This is a genomic window from Klebsiella sp. RIT-PI-d (genome assembly GCF_001187865.1).
Taxonomy (GTDB): Bacteria; Pseudomonadota; Gammaproteobacteria; order Enterobacterales; family Enterobacteriaceae; genus Superficieibacter.
Map to the genome: position 1 here is coordinate 488,472 of NZ_LGIT01000009.1, position 16,584 is coordinate 505,055.

Sequence of the window (16,584 nt, forward strand, 5' to 3'; positions counted from 1 at the left end):
CGGCGGGTTCCATGCCCGGTGGCGCTGGGTTTATCAGGCCTGTGGGAAGACCGGCCTGATAACGCTTAGTTCTGGCAGGCCGGATAAAGCGCAGCCGCCATGACCGTTAGTACGCTTATACGTGCGGGCTGTGCAGGGCTTTGAATTTTACCCACGCTCGTGCGCCTGGCTGTGCTTGTCGGTTATGCAAAAAGAACTGCGCGTCATGTAACTGTGCAATTCGCGTTACGATGCTTAATCCGAGGCCAATTCCCCCGTATCGGCTGTCCATACGCACAAATGCCTTACTCAACTCGCCGCTTTTTGACTCATCAATGCCCGGACCCTCATCTTCGACCACCAGCAGCGGCCCGTTTTCTGACTCAAGATAAATGCTGATAGCCGAACCGACCGGGCTGTAGCGATAGGCATTCTCCACCAGATTTCGCAGCAGGAAGCGTAATAACGTGGCATCTCCTGACACCGCAGCCTGACATTCAGCAGGCAGCACCAGCCGCTGCTGGCGCGGCGCCAGCATGGTTTCAAGCTCATCCTGCAGGGGCAGGATCACATCCGAATATAGCTCAACCCGCTGGTAACTCCCGGCGGAAAAGGATTGCCCGACGCGGGCAAGCTGGAGAAGCTGAGCAATACTGTTTGTCATCTGATCGAGACGCTGTAGCAGCGGCTCCACGTTGGCCGTGCCGGCCCGGCCAATCAACTCCAGGTGCAAACGCAGCCCGGCCAGCGGCGTACGCAATTCGTGCGCCACATCGGCAGTAAAAAGCCGTTCGCGCTCAAGCGTGACGGTCAGCCGCGACACCAGCTGATTAATGGCCGAGGTTACCGCTTCCACTTCGCTCACCGGGGCAGCAATATTGATAGGCTGAAGATTATCTGGCGTGCGGGTACCCAGCTCACGCTGCAGTTCAGCCAGTGGACGAGTGATCTTTTTCACCGCGTGAAAGCTAATAATTAACGCCAGGCCAATAATTAACATGCTCGGGACCAGCAGGCTGGCTACCGCCTCGTGAACTTCATGCTCAACGTGTTTGCTGTTATTGTGATTGTGGATGGCACTCTCAACCAGCAGCTGGATCTGCTCTTTACTCTCATGCCACAGCCATAACACGCTGAATATCTGGCACACCACAAGAATGGCACCGATGGTCAGCAGCAGCTGAAAGCGCATGGTGGTTTTCCGTTTACGCAATAGCGCCATTATTTACCCTGCACTGGCATTGTATAGCCGAAACCGCGCACCGTGCGTATCCGCGTTTTGCCAATTTTTTCCCGCAGATTATGCATGTGCACCTCAAGAGTATTGGTGGACGGTTCGTTTTCCCAGCTGTAGATATCGTTATATAAAATTTCACGGTGGACCGGGCTGCCCGCCTTTAACATCAGTCGGGACAGTAGCGCATACTCTTTTGGCGTTAAATCCAGCTGTTCACCGGCAAGCAGGACCTGACGACGCGTGACATTCAGCGTGAGATCCTCAATAGTTATTTCGTTATCACCCTGATTATGATGACGGCGCAGCAGGGCGCGAATACGCGCATTCAGCTCGTCGAGGGCGAAAGGCTTAATAAGATAATCATCCGCGCCGGTATCCAGGCCTGAGATGCGATCGTTAACGGTATCGCGTGCGGTCAGGATCAGAACCGGCTGGGTGAATTTCTCCCGGCGCAGATTCGCCAGCAGCTGCAAACCATCTTGATCCGGCAGGCCCAGATCCAGTACCACTAAGCTGTAATAGGCATTGGCCAGGCAAATTTTGGCATCCCGGGCCGTTGTTACGCCGTCGCAGACATATCCCTCGTTTTGCATTGCGAGAATCAATCCCTGCAATAATAAAGCGTCATCCTCTATAACTAATATTTTCACTTAGTTAGCTCCTCTGCACGGCAGTAAAATGTCGTCTTTTTCCTGATAAACGTGCGTATTAACACCGACTAATCCCAGCATGGTCGAGAAAAGATTATCCTGTGAGTAGGATTGTGTGTCAGCGTTTTTTTCCAGACACTGCTGATTAATGTCATAACGCTTCTGATAATCCGCTGAAAGCCAAATCAGCATCGGAATGTGTTTTTGCATCTGCGGGGCCACCGACCACGGCAAACCGTGGAGATAAATGCCATCTTCACCCAGAGATTCACCGTGATCGGAAAGATAGACCAGGCTGGTGGTAAATTTATCCTGTTTACGTTGCAGCAGCTTGATCGCCTTATCGACAATATAATCCACGTACAGAACCGTATTATCATAGGTATTCATCAGTTGTGCCTGACTACAGGTTTGGATCTCATTGGTGTCGCAGGTGGGGGTAAATTTACGGAACTGTGGCGGATAGCGACGATAATAGGTCGGGCCGTGGCTGCCGATAGTATGTAAAACAATCACCCCATCGCCCTGAAGGGTGTCGATATATCGTTCCAGACCATCGAATAAAACCTCATCGTAGCATTCGCCATTCATACACTGACGGGGCAGTTTTTGCGCGGTCTTATCCTGGGTTGGTACGCGTGTACAGGCGCCTTTGCAGCCTCCGTCGTTTTCATTCCACAGAACCTGGATACCGGCACGCTGGATGACATCCAGCAACCCCTCCTGATGGTGTGCCAGCTGGGCATCATAATGCGCACGCGGCATTCCGGAAAACATGCACGGTACGGATACGGCCGTTGCGGTGCCGCAGGAGGTCGTTTGCGGGAAGTAAACAACGTTATCGTGTTTCAGGCGCGGGTTGGTCTCACGAGCGTAGCCGCCCAGTGAGAAGTTGGCGGCGCGCGACGTTTCACCCACAATCAGGATAGTCAGATTTTTATGCGCACCCTGCGTCATGCGCGGATCGCGCTGTGCATCCTCGCCAATCCTCACCAGCGGTAAATTATCCATCCGGTTATGGGTGTACCAGGACCAGCTTGCTACAAGGCTATTGGATGGGCTAAGCGATTTGACCAGCTGTTTATTATTGCGAAAAAGCGACGCGTAATCTTTATAGAACAGGAGGGCCACCAGCAGAATAGCCAGTACCGAAAGCGTGATATTAACCGTTCGCAGCAGTACGCCGCGGCTCAGCGTGGCGGGATAGCGGATTTTCACCCACCAGGCCAGCGCGGCCATCAGTACTCCGGAAAACAGTATCGACAGCACCAGACGTACGGAGAGCAGGGCAAAACTTTCCGCCGGTGTGGTATCGAGAATGTTATCGATCATTGAGCGATCCATCACGATGCCAAAATTAAGAATAAAATATTGTACCGCTGCGCCCGGTAGCACGAAAACAGCGACGGCCAGGCGATGCAGGCGCAGAAAAGATGCCAGGGTTAACAGAATATTGATTACGGCAAAACCGACCACCGGCATCGAAACAAATACCCATACCGAATGCAACGAGTTGACCGGGAGTAATTTGAATGCCTGATGCCAGAAGGCAATGTTCAAAAAGAGGGCAATGTAGAGTGCAAAGAGAAGCAGATAAGCCAGCAGACCGATGGTCGGTCTGCGCAGATGTAACGCCCGCATAATGTGTTCTCATTAGAAAAGAGAACGCCATCCTCGCAGAGAAGGATTAAGCCAACCTTAAGATTGAAATGGCTTAAAAATATTACCCCAGAGCCTGAACTGCCCGCTCCAGCGCGCTACGTAATAAATGCCGATCGTGTCGGTAAGGAACGTCATCGGCGGCAAGGGGCTGCTGCACCACAGCCCGGTCCTCTAAACCGTGGATGGCGGTATCGGGGCCGATAACCACCGCATCAATCACGCGTTTGCCAATCGCGCGCTCCATCAGGCCGAGCTTATCCGTTACCTCAAGCTCTGCCGCCGGCAGGCTCACTTCGCGCCCCAAATTACCAATATAAATCATTGGTGCCGGCGAGCGTCGTAGCGCCTGAGCGATATCCGACAGTAGCAAAATAGGCATCAGGCTAGTATAAAAGCTGCCGGGGCCAATCAGAATGAGATCGGCTTCGGCAATGGCCTGTACCGCTTCCCGCGTGGCGGGGACATTGGGGGAAAGCAATAGCTCAGCCGGAGGCTGCTTAAGCTGGTCAATGTTCACTTCGCCGTAAACTTCATGACCTTCGCTGTCTACCGCCATTAAATCTACCGGCACTTCGGACATCGGGATCAGCAGCGCATCTACCTTTAACAGATTGCGAATTAAATTAATGGCCTCAAGCGGCCGCACGCTCAGGTGATCCAGCGCTTTTAACATCAAGTTGCCGAGATTATGTCCGGAAAGTTCGCCGTTGCCGCCGAAACGATATTCAAACATGGCGGAGGCCACGCTGGGTTCCGCGATCAGTTGATTGAGACAGTTGCGCATATCACCCCACGCAATTCCGCCTTCAGCGCGGCGAATACGCCCGGTTGAACCGCCGTTGTCGGTGGTGGTCACAATGCCGGTTAGCCGTGAGCCAACGGATGATAGCGAAGACATGACGCGTCCCAGTCCGTGCCCGCCGCCTAATGCCACTACTCTGTCCAGATCCGCAAACGTGCGATTACGCATAGCTTTCCCTTATTTAATCATTCCGCGTAACAGTAACGTAACTACCCCTAAAAGACGATGGGCTCACTGCGCTAAACTGATGCATATCAATGCAAAAGCGTGATTTAGGCGTATTCTGTAGCGAAATTGCACGATCTTAACGCTATGTACGTAATTATACAGCGTTTTGCGCGAGTGGCGAAAATGGGTTTGACGCGCTACTATCGGCATAATCACTCTAGCTTCTGTGCCTGTGTCTCAGGATATGGTGCAGTAGCCGTGGCATAAGCCACCAGGGTACAGGAAGAAATGACTGTGCCTCCCGAACTGGAAAGGTGTATATGGCTTCACAACTTACCGATGCGTTCGCCCGCAGGTTTTACTATCTGCGTTTGTCGATCACCGATGTGTGTAACTTCCGTTGCACGTACTGTCTGCCGGACGGCTACCGCCCCAGCGGCGTTTCCAATAAAGGCTTCCTGAGCATTGATGAAGTTCGCCGCATCACGCGTGCTTTCACGGCGCTCGGCACTGAAAAAGTGCGCCTCACCGGCGGAGAACCCTCTCTGCGTCGTGACTTTACCGACATTATCGCCACCGTGCGCGAAAACCCGGCGATCCGTCAGATTGCGGTCACCACTAATGGTTACCGGATGGCGCGTGATATTGCCAGCTGGCGCGATGCCGGGTTAACCAATGTTAACGTCAGCGTCGATAGCCTCGACGCCCGCCAGTTTCATGCGATTACTGGCCAGGACAAGTTTCATCAGGTCATGGCGGGTATTGATGCTGCCTTTGACGCCGGATTCGAGCGCGTTAAGGTTAATACCGTGCTGATGCGCGACGTCAATCATCATCAGCTTGATACGTTCCTCGCCTGGATCAAACCCCGGCGCATTCAGCTGCGTTTTATCGAACTGATGGAAACCGGGGAGGGCAGCGAGCTGTTCCGTAAACATCATATTTCTGGCATGGTGCTGCGCGATGAACTGCTCAGACGCGGCTGGCTTCACCAGATCCGTCAGCGTAGCGACGGCCCGGCTCAGGTATTCTGCCATCCCGACTATGACGGCGAAATCGGCCTCATTATGCCGTATGAAAAAGATTTTTGCGCCAGCTGTAACCGCCTGCGTGTCTCCTCGATCGGCAAGCTGCATTTATGCCTGTTTGGTGACGGTGGCGTCGACCTGCGCGATTTGCTGGCGGATGATGATCAGCAGGCGGCGCTGGAGTCACGTATTGCGGCGGCCCTTGCCCATAAAAAACAGACCCACTTCCTGCATGAAGGAAATACGGGCATTACTCAGAACCTTTCTTATATTGGCGGATAGCCCGCTCAGGAGATTTTAATGAGTCAGGTCAGTGCTGAATTTGCGCCAGTGCGTATCGCGGTCCTTACCGTATCCAGTCGCCGTAGCGAAGAAGACGACACTTCCGGGCATTATCTGCGCGATGCGGCCAGTGAAGCTGGTCATCAGGTAGTTGATAAGGCTATCGTAAAAGAAAACCGCTATGCGATCCGCGCTCAGGTTTCTGCATGGATCGCCCATGATGAAGTGCAGGCGATCCTGATAAACGGCGGCACCGGATTTACCGCAGGCGATCAGACGCCTGAAGCGCTATTGCCACTGTTTGACCGCGAGATTGAAGGCTTTGGCGAGGTATTTCGTATGCTCTCGTTCGAAGAGATTGGTACCTCGACGCTGCAATCACGTGCGGTCGCAGGCATCGCGAATAACACCCTGATTTTTGCAATGCCCGGCTCACCTAAAGCCTGCCGTACGGCATGGGAAAATATCATTGCTCCACAGCTTGATACCCGAACCCGTCCCTGCAACTTTTATCCTCACTTGAAGAAATAGATTATGTCACAGCTGACCCATCTCAACGCCGCAGGCGAAGCGCATATGGTAGATGTCTCGGCCAAAGCCGAGACGGTGCGTGAGGCCCGCGCAGAAGCCTTTGTAACTATGCTGCCGGAGACGCTGGCGATGATTGTTGACGGTAGCCATCACAAAGGTGATGTATTTGCTACTGCGCGGATTGCCGGTATTCAGGCAGCGAAACGGACCTGGGAACTGATCCCGCTGTGCCATCCGCTGCTGCTGAGTAAAGTTGACGTCCAGCTTGAGGCCCAAACCGATCGCAGCCGGGTGCGTATTGAAACGTGCTGTCGGCTGACCGGCAAAACCGGCGTTGAGATGGAGGCCCTGACCGCGGCCTCGGTGGCTGCACTGACTATCTACGATATGTGTAAGGCAGTACAAAAAGACATGGTAATCGGTCCGGTGCGCCTGCTGGCAAAAAGCGGCGGCAAGTCGGGTGATTTTACGGTGAACTCACATGATTAATGTTCTCTTTTTCGCCCAGGTTCGTGAACTGGTCGGCACCGACCAGCTGACGGTGGCCGCTGAATTTACCACGGTTGGCGCGTTGCGCCAGCATCTCGCCGCCCAAAGCGATCGCTGGGCACTGGCGCTGGAAGAAGGCAAGCTGCTGGCTGCGGTCAATCAGACGCTGGTGGCATTCGACCAGCCGCTGACCGATGGTGATGAAGTGGCATTTTTCCCACCGGTAACCGGAGGCTGAAATGGAAACCCGTATTTGTGTTGGCCATGCGCCGTTTCGCGTGGGTGACGAATATCCGTGGCTGGCAGAGCGAGACGAAGACGGTGCCGTAGTGACGTTTACCGGTAAAGTCCGCAATCATAATCTCGGCGACAGCGTAAAAGCGCTGACGCTCGAACATTATCCGGGGATGACCGAAAAAGCGCTGGCGGAAATTGTTGATGAAGCCCGTGCACGCTGGCCGTTAGGTCGCGTTACGGTGATCCACCGCATCGGCGAGATGTGGCCGGGCGAGGAAATCGTCTTTGTCGGCGTGACCAGCGCCCATCGCGGTAGCGCCTTTGACGCCGGGGAATTTATTATGGACTACCTGAAAACCCGTGCTCCCTTCTGGAAGCGTGAAGCTACGCCGGAAGGCGAGCGTTGGGTTGATGCCCGGGACAGTGACAAGCAGGCGGCGCAACGCTGGTAAGGCGACTTTCTTAAGATGTAGTAGTCTTACTTGAGTACTCAACTTATAAGGAGTTTTTCATGGAACGATATCCGCGTTCAGATTCACTGGTTCAACGATCCCGTACCGGCCTGCAAACCTACATGGCGCAGGTCTACGGCTGGATGACCTGCGGCCTGCTGCTGACGGCGTTTGTCGCCTGGTATTCTGCTAATACCCCCGCCGTGCTGATGTTCGTTTTCTCCAGCAAGATCACTTTTTTTGGCCTGATTATCGCTCAGCTGGCGCTGGTTTTTGTGCTCTCCGGACTGGTGCACAAACTTAGCGCCGCGATGGCAACCACGCTGTTTATGCTCTATTCGGCGCTCACCGGGCTGACGCTTTCCAGCATTTTTGTGGTGTATACCTATTCGTCAATCGCCAGCACCTTTGTCGTGACGGCCGGGATGTTTGGTGCCATGAGTCTTTATGGCTATACCACTAAACGCGATCTCAGCGGCCTCGGCAATATGCTGTTTATGGGCCTGATCGGCATTATTCTCGCGTCGCTGGTAAATTTCTGGCTGAAGAGTGAGGCGTTGATGTGGGCAGTGACCTATATCGGCGTGGTCATTTTCGTTGGTCTGACGGCCTACGATACGCAAAAGCTCAAGCGTATTGGCGAGCAGATCGATACCCGTGACAGCAGTATGCTGCGTAAGTACTCTATTCTCGGTGCGCTGACGCTGTATCTCGACTTTATTAATCTGTTCCTGATGCTGCTGCGGATCTTCGGCAATCGCCGTTAGTGGTTAAGAGGTTGATATCAACCTCTTTCAGGAGGCATTTCCGTCAACAGGCCGGGTGGCGTTGCGCCACCCGGCCTGTACTTCAGACAATAACCATACACTTGCTGATGACCCCAGGCCCGTGCAAGCGCAGCGCCGTCGGGCATTCGCGTCTCACGACTTCGCCATGTCCTGCTCGTTTTTTGCTCTGAGCTTTTTCGCCCGGCTTTCCAGAAGCAAATAACACACCAGCGCCAGCAGAAGCGGGGCGATGTAGTACAGCATTCGATAAGCCAGGAGCGCGGCAATAATTGTTCCTTGTGAGGTGTGTTCACCCGCCAGCAGCGCAATAAAGACCGCTTCCAGCACGCCAATACCCGCCGGAATATGCACAATGACCCCCGCGATACTACTGACCAGCAATACGCCCAGTACAAAGAAATAGTTCACATCCTGGCCTAGTAGCAGCCAGATAATCAGCCCCATCACCATCCAGTTGATGCTGGAAATGACCATCTGCGCGATGGCGAACTTCCATGACGGTAGTACCAGCTTCTGGCCTTTAATCGTAATATGCCGACGCTTCGCAAACGCGCAGCCCCACATATACACCGCCACCAGCAGCAGCAGGATCACCCCAACAATGCGCAGCGTGCCCTGGTCGATATACCAGTGGGACGGAAGCTGGACAACGCCAAAAGTAAAGATCAGACCACCAAGCAGAATATAGCCCAGCCAGTTAGTGGTAATACTTAATGAGAAAATTCGCGTGATAGTGCTGCTCGGCAGGCCCAGCCGCGAATACAGTCGATAGCGCATCCCAATGCCGCCCACCCAGGTACTCAGGGTCAGGTTAAAGGCGTAGCAGATAAACGATACCAGCATAACCTGCCGCTTCGCCAGCTTATGTCCGCAGTATGCCCGTCCCAGTAAATCGTAAAAGCCGTACATCACATAGCTGAGGATCACCAGCCCGACGGCACTTAACAACGCCAGACGGTTATAGTCGCGGATCACATTCCACACGTCTTCCCAGTTCACCTTTTTGGCATACACTACCAGCAGGACCGTTACGGCAATAAAAAACAGCCAGGTAAGGATTTTTTTCGCCAGCCGCCAGCGAGGATGTGGTTTAGCCATCAGGATTTTACTCCGGAATTTTCGGTATTAATGCGATCCTGAGTTTCAAGCTCCGGTTGCACTGGAGGATCGACCTCGGCCACAAGCGGCGTGTGCGCGGGAAGCCAGCCGACCAGCGCCGGGAAATGGCGCAGAAAGTGGAACGCCACCACGCTTTTACCGAGGTTCCACCAGGTGCGTTTGGGCATCATCGTTTCATCCACCAGCATGCAGTCCTTACTGATAATGGCGTTCAGATTTTCCCGCAGCGTCTGGTTGAACTCCTGATCGTGAATGATCAAATTGGCCTCAAGATTAAGAGACAGGCTCAGCGGATCGAGATTGCTGGAGCCTACCGTGGCCCAGCGATCGTCCATCAGCGCAACCTTGCCATGCAGCGGACGACGGCGGTACTCGTAAACACTGACACCACCTTTGATCAGGTAGTTGTACAGCAGCCTGGCCCCGACCTTCACAATCGGCATATCCGGTTCGCCCTGGACAATCAGCTTCACTTTCACGCCGCGGCGGGCGGCATTACGCATCGCATGCAGCAAACGATAGCCGGGGAAAAAATAGGCGTTAGCAATGATCACTTCACGACGCGCATTCGCCAGCATCTTCAAATAGTGGCGTTCAATATCATCACGATGTTCATCGTTATCGCGCCAGATAAACAACGCCTGGGCGTTGCCCGGTTTAGTATTCTCAACCGCCCGATGATGGCGTCGCCACCAGCGCCGCACCGACGCATTACCCGGCAGATTTTCAACCTCAAATTGCAGGATATCCTGAACGACCGGGCCTTCAATGCGGATGGCATAATCTTGTTTGGCCTGTGGACCATAGCTGGACATGTGCTCAGCGGAGTAATTAATACCGCCCACAAAGGCGACATCGGTATCAATAACCACGATCTTGCGGTGCATCCGGCGAAAGACGTTAGTGCGCATTCCCATTGTACGCGGACGCGGATCGTAATAACGGAAGATGACGCCGGCGGCCGTTAGCTCATTAACAAAATCATCACTAAGATCCGGTGAGCCATACCCGTCCAGCAGAACATCAATCTTCACGCCGCGCTGGGCCGCACGTAACAATACTGCGTGCAGCGCTTTACCAACCTCATCCTCAAACCAGATAAAAGTTTCGAGGATAACCCGGCTTTTAGCCTCATCAATGGCCGCATGGACCGCCGGATAAAATTGCTCGCCGTTCTCCAGTAACTGGATGCGGTTTCCTTCTCGCCAGTCACACTTCATAGGTGGATCTCCGCACTTAATGGGGCATGGTCGGACAGATGACGCCAGTTGCGCAGTACCAGCGCCGATGGGCTACTGGCATGGGCATTCTTAACATAGATCCGGTCCAGTCGTAGCAGGGGAAAACTGACGGGAAATGTGCGCGCAGGACGGCCTTTGGCACGTGTAAAGATCTCTTCCAGACCCGCTTTTGATTTCAGGGGGTAATTCGCTTTCTGTCGCCAGTCATTAAAATCGCCTGCCACCACTACCGGCTCGCCGTCGGGAAAGCTGTTGACCCAGTCGGCCAGCATGGCTAACTGGGCCTGACGGTGCGCCTCGCGTAATCCGAGGTGAACGCAGATGACATGAATACGATAATCGACCCCAGGCGGCGCAATACGACAATAGAGCAGGCCGCGTTTTTCGCTGCCGTCGACGGAAACGTCACGGTTCTCGTAGTGTTCGATAGGATAACGTGATAGCACCGCATTACCATGATGCCCTTCCGGGTACACCGCATTGCGGCCATAAGCGAAGTCACTCCACATGGTGTCCGCCAGAAATTCGTAGTGGGTCATATCCGGCCAGTTCTCTACGTGCAGAGGATGCACTTCGTGCGCCCCCATAACTTCCTGAAGACACACGATATCTGCGCCAACAGTGCGCACTGCATCACGCAACTCGGGCAAAATAAAGCGTCGGTTGAATGCAGTGAATCCTTTATGTGTGTTAATGGTGAGTACTTTTAATGAAAAATGTTGCGCATGTTGGGTCATGATTCTCCTGCCAGCGTCACTATCCTGTTTAAAATAGTGTAGTCGGCGTCACAAAAAGGTGCGTTGTTACGGAATTTTCCGTAAAGTCCGGTAGTCTGAGATATCAGTTAAAAATTCTTCGGGAGAAATGCCATGAAGTGGCGACAACGTGTTCGTGTCGCAACAGGTCTCTGTTGCTGGCAGATTATGTTGCATTTGCTGATTGCGGCGTTATTGATCGCAGGCTGGATGAGCGGCGTATTAGTGCATATTGGCGTGGGGCTATGCGCGGTTTATAGCGTCACAGTATTACTGATGCTGGGGCTTCAGCGGCATCATGACAGGCGCTGGCGTGACGTGGCCGACGTACTGGAAGAGCTAACCACGACCTGGTATTTTGGCACCGCGATGATCGTCCTGTGGCTTATGTCTCGCGTACTGCAAAATAACCTGCTGCTGGCGCTGGCCGGGCTGGCTATCCTTGCCGGGCCCGCAATTATGTCATTACTGGCGAAAGACAAAAAATTAAGCAATCTTACGGCGAAACATCATATACGCCACTGATCCTGTGGTGACCGCTATCGCCAGTAGCGGCCACAGGCTTCCCCAGACAATCTCCAGACTCGCATCCTTCAAATAGATCTGCTTGGTAATATCGGTAAAGTGGCGAATCGGATTCACCCACGTCAGGTTCTGCAACCATACCGGCATGTTTTCTACCGGCGACACGTAGCCTGAGAGCAGGATCGCCGGCATCATAAAGACAAAAACCCCGATAAACGCCTGCTGCTGGGTCGAGCACAGCGACGAAATCAACAGCCCGAAGCCTACCAGCGACAAGCCATAAATTATCATCGTAAAGTAAAACAGCCCCAGCGATCCGGCAAAGGGAATATGATAAGCCCAGATCCCGACCGCCAGTACAACCGTGGCCTGAAACATGGCGACAATCAGCGCCGGCACAGCCTTACCGACAAAAATTTGCCAGGTTGCTAAGGGTGACACCAGTAGCTGATCCAGGGTGCCCTGCTCACGTTCCCGGGCGACGGAAAGCGAAGTGACAATCATCACGCCAATAGTGGTAATCATGGCAATCAACGACGGCACGATAAACCACTTGTAATCCAGATTTGGGTTATACCAGTTGCGAACTATCAGCTCACTATTATTAGGCTTTGGCTGGTTTTGCGTCAGTTCCAGTTGATAGTTTTTTACCATTTGCTGCAGATAATTCGCCGCAATTTGCGCGCTGTTCGAGTTTCGCCCGTCGAGGATCAGCTGAACTGTGGCGGGCTGAAGGGCGTCGAGATTACGCGAAAAATCGGCCGGAAAGCGCACTAGTAGTAGCGCTTTTTGCTGGTCCAGCGTGGGTCTGATCTCCTGCGGACTTCTGAGCAGCAGAACGTGGGTGAAGGCCTTTGCGCGGGCAAATCGCTGGGTTAGCTCAACCGCATGTCTGCCATTATCTTCATTATAAATAGCGATTGTTGCATTGCTGACTTCCAGCGTAGCTGCAAATGGAAAGAGCAGTACCTGAATCAATACCGGAAGGACCAGAATGGCGCGGGTTTGTGGCTCGCGCAATAGCGACTGAAGCTCTTTACGAATTAACGTCCATAAACGATAAAACATAGCATCTCCCGTAACATCCTGCCGCGCCGGGATATCCGGTCAAGGACTTATAGCATGACGTAAAGAATATATCTATTTCATCTTAGGTTCAAAATGATGAAACTGGACTTCGCAATGTTTATCTAAATCATAGATCTGCGCATAATTTTCAGAATCAGTACTCAGCTCTTGCAGATTTTCTACCCTCTCTGGATGCATGGCGTGTTGAATAAAATCTCCGGGGCTGCATTGAATGGGTTCGGGAAAATTTGAATCCTGCAGATACCATATATTGTTCTTTTTCGTAAAGCACACGGCATGCCCGCTCTGTTGGCTAGCTTCCGAGGCATCAAAGGTGCAAATAAGGCTGTCCTGCTGCTCTATTTCTCTAATTTGTTTGCTATCAGTCTCCCATTTTTTAAACGATTTATCCTCGCTTGAAATCCGCTTCGGCAACGAATAGAGCTGGTTTACAATATCAATGACTCCCAGTGTAAGAAAATTGCTGGATAGGGCTGAAGCAACAAAACTGCCATCACAAAGCTTTTTGTTATAATCAATAATATTGCTTTTATATAACAATATGGTGAATTCCCCTAATTTAGGGATGATATGGGATTTATCTTTTACCGATCCCGGTTGGCCTCCACACTGCGCTGACATCTTGCTCATTTCTTTTATTTCAGTTTCAAGTCGATACTTTATACCACAAAAAAGAAGCTCCAGGCGACGCGGTGTCAGCGGCAAAAAGGGTCTTTTTTCTCTCTCACACCATGAAGCAAGATAATGATTATTAGCATGCACAGTACAGGTTCCAGAAGCTTCATACTGCATTTCGTGATACAAACCGCTCTCAGGGTCCCGGCCCTGTTCGCCGACAAATAAAGGGATCGTATTAGCGTAATCGAGACTGTTATTCAGCATTTCATCAACAGGAGGCAGGTCAGTAAATCGTGCTGATGACGCCCAGTCCGCCTGAGCATGTATACGCAGTATTTTTAGGCAAAAATCCATTACCGCCAGCTTTTTCTCCAGAGTACATTTTTTTACCAGTAGCGCCTCTTCTGGTGTGAGTAAAAATGATCGGTTATCGTCTTCGGGTGAGGAGTGGCAAGTATTAGCGGCGATCGCTATTTCTTCATTTAATATCGATAAATAGAGTCGCCCTAATTCTGCATCATGGACAGCAGATTCTTTCAGCGACTGAGTTAGCGCACGGGTTACCTTATCGCTCAGTACTGGTTTTTCTGTGCTGGTGTCAACTTTAGCGGAAATAAATTCCAGATCACCTTGTAAGCCTTTTATTCTACTCTGCAAAAGATTCGTTTGCTTTCCTATTATGGTTTCAGGTTTCTGATTTACGTCTGTAATCCTGTTTCTGGCAATGTCGTCCTGTAGGCGCGCTGTATTTTGCGCTTCTGTATTTTCAATCTTGTCACGGCCAGCACTGATCAGACTGTTTTTCACGCTTTTGCATAAATAGGTAAATGCATTCTTAGGTTGATGGTTTTCGATGATATTTACAGTATCATAAGTGGAAGGGGTAATATCAGGTAAATGGTTGTGGCCAGGCGAACGAACTAGCATAATAGCTTCCTGCAGCAAGTTTAAATTATATACTATTCTAGAACGCAAAATAAGGAAATCCATAAAAACTCATTTAGTCATAAAACTGTATGTCTGAGATTAGTGGTCAGGTCGTATGAATTATTATGCTGTCAATAAATTTTGCTTTTTGCGTTGTCTGTTATTTATTTCCTTGCGTTTTTCTTTTTCGGCTGCTTCACCTGCCTTAGTGATAACATTTTCTATGCACTTAGCCTGAATATTAATGGATTATGGTGATGTCTTTAAGTGGCCTGGTAGTTTACGTACTTATAAGCTCATGAGTATCGTTACTGTGAAAATATTTAATGTTACTCGCCCACTACGGGTACCTGAAATGCTACCATTCGGCAGTGGGCCTCGCTATGCGATTTAACTATAATGCATTGAAATCTATAGTCAGTTAACTACCTGTGTGCTTACGTTTTCCTGGCTCCTCTGTGGTTCATAATGGTAAAATGCCAGGATTGAGTCTTTAGATAATTTATTATCTTGCTTGTAATCACAAGAATCCAGTCTCTCTCTAATCAGAGGATTAGTTTCTTTGTTGTTAATAAAACGGATGAATTGACTGGGCTGACATTTAATAGGTTTTCGTAAGTTGGAATCCTGAAGATACCATTCATTATTTTTCTTAGTAAAGCATATGGCGTGACCATAATCCTCAAGCTCTGACTCAAGTACGCAGATAAGACTATCTTGTTGCTGTTCTAATTTTTTTATTTTTGTAAGGTCTTTGTTCCAGTCAGAAAATTTTTTCGCGCCCTCAAATATCTGCGCTGGCATACCATATAATTGGTTTATCTTCTCATTAACTTTCGAGCTAAGGATGAATCCTGTTGTTATAACGTCAATAATCTTATTTTTGTGTGCCTCTATATCATATTTAATAACATCATTTCTATGATTAATAATATATCTTTCATTGTCGTTAAGATGCGGCGATAGGGGATTAGTCAGATCGTCAGGAATGATATTGGCTTGCCGATCCATGATCATCAGCTCTTTTGATTCTGCTACCAGTCTTTGCTGCAGGCCAGAAAGTATCATCTCAAGCCGACGTGGTGTTAGTGGCAGAAAAGGCACACCCTCTCTCTCACACCATGAAGCCAGGTAATGATTATTCGCATGAAGCGCACAGGTCCCTGACAGGTAAAATTGTCTCTCATGATACAACTCTGATGACGGGTCTTTGCCTCGCTTACTGGTTAATATCGGTTTCTCCGCAGAAAGTTTGATGTTTTCATCCAGCATTTTATCAACGGAATGACATGGAGAAGTATGCATGTGGGATTCAATGGATGATACCCAGCCAGCTTGTTCATACAGACATAATATTTTTAGGCAAAAGTCCATAATGGCCAGCTTCTTTTCCAAAACGTTTTTTGTTACAATTAACGTTTCATCTGGTGTCAGCGAATTATAAGAATTAGGGTAATGGAGGATTTTCTTACCGGCTGAGAGTATCTCTACCTCTTCATTCAGAACAGAAAGATATAATTTACCCAGCGCGTTATCTTCAGTGCAGGATGCCTTTAACGCTTTATTTGTAGCATATTTTAATTTATCGCTTAAAACTGGTGCGTTCACTTTTGTAGGCATCGATTCCAGTTTTGTGGAAAGTGATTCCAGTTTATTTTTTAATTCCACCATTGATTGCTGCAGGAGGTTAATTTGCCTATTAATTTTACTACCAGGAACCTTTATTTCAGGAGTGATTTTATTGCTGATGATGCCCTGCTTAAATGCCTGGTCAGATTTTGTATCGCTGGTTTTTTTACTTATATTACCCCCTGAAAAGTCAAAGGTATTTTTTAAATTAACGAGCATGGATGCAACCTTAGAAGGTTGCCGTTTCGTGTCTGCATTGCTGGAAACAGTGTCCTGCTGATAGACATTGTAATAGGTATTATATTTGGTTAATTTAACTGGCATTTCGAGTTGTCACAAAAAAATGAATTTATACTATTTTAAGTTTTGCAACGTG

17 protein-coding genes and 1 riboswitch are annotated in these 16,584 nt (G+C 50.4%); of the genes, 7 read left to right on the forward strand and 10 right to left on the reverse strand.

Features of this window, described 5'->3' with window-relative positions; all coding sequences use genetic code 11:
- Positions 1–115: 115 nt before the first annotated feature.
- From pmrB to yvcK, 4 genes are all read right to left on the reverse strand, one after another.
- Positions 116–1,201, reverse strand: coding sequence for a two-component system sensor histidine kinase PmrB (gene pmrB, locus AC791_RS08925; RefSeq protein WP_049840102.1), 1,086 nt, complete (start codon positions 1,199–1,201; stop codon positions 116–118).
- On the reverse strand, positions 1,201–1,866 hold the full coding sequence (pmrA, locus tag AC791_RS08930) for a two-component system response regulator PmrA (RefSeq protein ID WP_049840103.1): 666 nt from the start codon (positions 1,864–1,866) through the stop codon (positions 1,201–1,203). The genes pmrB and pmrA overlap by 1 nt, the downstream gene beginning before the upstream one ends.
- A complete protein-coding gene (gene eptA, locus AC791_RS08935) occupies positions 1,867–3,507 on the reverse strand; it encodes a phosphoethanolamine transferase EptA (RefSeq protein ID WP_049840104.1) in 1,641 nt (546 codons plus the stop codon).
- Between the two features lie 82 nt (positions 3,508–3,589).
- The gene (yvcK, locus tag AC791_RS08940; protein ID WP_049840105.1) at positions 3,590–4,498 is read right to left on the reverse strand and encodes a uridine diphosphate-N-acetylglucosamine-binding protein YvcK; all 909 of its coding nucleotides are present in this window, start codon (positions 4,496–4,498) and stop codon (positions 3,590–3,592) included.
- A gap of 201 nt (positions 4,499–4,699) precedes the next feature.
- A riboswitch (molybdenum cofactor riboswitch) is annotated at positions 4,700–4,831 on the forward strand.
- On the opposite strand from yvcK, the gene moaA reads away from it, so the two are divergent.
- The 6 genes from moaA to AC791_RS08970 all read left to right on the forward strand — a co-directional run bounded on the left by moaA (position 4,819) and on the right by AC791_RS08970 (position 8,284).
- Entirely contained in the window at positions 4,819–5,808 is a 990-nt protein-coding gene (gene moaA / locus AC791_RS08945) for a GTP 3',8-cyclase MoaA (protein WP_049840106.1), read from the forward strand. It overlaps the preceding riboswitch by 13 nt.
- Positions 5,809–5,826: 18 nt before the next feature.
- Positions 5,827–6,339 carry a molybdenum cofactor biosynthesis protein B gene (gene moaB, locus AC791_RS08950; RefSeq protein ID WP_049840107.1) on the forward strand — a complete coding sequence of 171 codons (513 nt, stop codon included), beginning with the start codon at positions 5,827–5,829 and terminating at the stop codon, positions 6,337–6,339.
- Positions 6,340–6,342: 3 nt separating this feature from the next.
- On the forward strand, positions 6,343–6,828 hold the full coding sequence (gene moaC / locus AC791_RS08955) for a cyclic pyranopterin monophosphate synthase MoaC (protein ID WP_049840108.1): 486 nt from the start codon (positions 6,343–6,345) through the stop codon (positions 6,826–6,828).
- Positions 6,821–7,066, forward strand: a complete 246-nt coding sequence (gene moaD, locus AC791_RS08960; protein ID WP_049840109.1) for a molybdopterin synthase sulfur carrier subunit — start codon at positions 6,821–6,823, stop codon at positions 7,064–7,066. Before moaC ends, moaD begins: the two co-directional genes overlap by 8 nt.
- Before the next feature lies 1 nt (position 7,067).
- Entirely contained in the window at positions 7,068–7,517 is a 450-nt protein-coding gene (gene moaE / locus AC791_RS08965) for a molybdopterin synthase catalytic subunit MoaE (RefSeq protein ID WP_049840110.1), read from the forward strand.
- Positions 7,518–7,576: 59 nt separating this feature from the next.
- Positions 7,577–8,284, forward strand: a complete 708-nt coding sequence (locus AC791_RS08970) for a Bax inhibitor-1 family protein (RefSeq protein WP_049840111.1) — start codon at positions 7,577–7,579, stop codon at positions 8,282–8,284.
- Between the two features lie 153 nt (positions 8,285–8,437).
- On the opposite strand, the gene AC791_RS08975 is transcribed toward AC791_RS08970, so the two are convergent.
- Genes AC791_RS08975 through AC791_RS08985 form a run of 3 tightly spaced genes read right to left on the reverse strand, consistent with a single transcriptional unit; the run spans position 8,438 to position 11,402 of the window.
- Complete coding sequence (locus tag AC791_RS08975) at positions 8,438–9,403, reverse strand: lysylphosphatidylglycerol synthase transmembrane domain-containing protein (RefSeq protein WP_049840112.1); 966 nt, start codon at positions 9,401–9,403, stop codon at positions 8,438–8,440.
- A complete protein-coding gene (gene clsB / locus AC791_RS08980; protein ID WP_049840113.1) occupies positions 9,403–10,644 on the reverse strand; it encodes a cardiolipin synthase ClsB in 1,242 nt (413 codons plus the stop codon). Before clsB ends, AC791_RS08975 begins: the two co-directional genes overlap by 1 nt.
- Complete coding sequence (locus tag AC791_RS08985) at positions 10,641–11,402, reverse strand: endonuclease/exonuclease/phosphatase family protein (protein WP_049840114.1); 762 nt, start codon at positions 11,400–11,402, stop codon at positions 10,641–10,643. The genes clsB and AC791_RS08985 overlap by 4 nt, the downstream gene beginning before the upstream one ends.
- A 132-nt stretch (positions 11,403–11,534) precedes the next feature.
- Here AC791_RS08985 and AC791_RS08990 point away from each other — a divergent pair, with 132 nt between their 5' ends.
- Positions 11,535–11,945 carry a YbhQ family protein gene (locus AC791_RS08990; protein WP_049840115.1) on the forward strand — a complete coding sequence of 137 codons (411 nt, stop codon included), beginning with the start codon at positions 11,535–11,537 and terminating at the stop codon, positions 11,943–11,945.
- Here the strand turns inward: AC791_RS08990 and AC791_RS08995 are convergent.
- From AC791_RS08995 to AC791_RS09005, 3 genes are all read right to left on the reverse strand, one after another.
- The gene (locus AC791_RS08995; protein WP_049840116.1) at positions 11,907–13,013 is read right to left on the reverse strand and encodes an ABC transporter permease; all 1,107 of its coding nucleotides are present in this window, start codon (positions 13,011–13,013) and stop codon (positions 11,907–11,909) included. The two genes, AC791_RS08990 and AC791_RS08995, sit on opposite strands and share 39 nt — an antisense overlap.
- Positions 13,014–13,085: 72 nt before the next feature.
- Positions 13,086–14,579 carry a hypothetical protein gene (locus tag AC791_RS09000; RefSeq protein ID WP_049840117.1) on the reverse strand — a complete coding sequence of 498 codons (1,494 nt, stop codon included), beginning with the start codon at positions 14,577–14,579 and terminating at the stop codon, positions 13,086–13,088.
- A 417-nt stretch (positions 14,580–14,996) separates the two neighbouring features.
- Positions 14,997–16,427: a hypothetical protein gene (locus tag AC791_RS09005; protein WP_049840118.1), complete on the reverse strand. Its 1,431-nt coding sequence runs from the start codon at positions 16,425–16,427 to the stop codon at positions 14,997–14,999.
- Positions 16,428–16,584 lie beyond the last annotated feature (157 nt).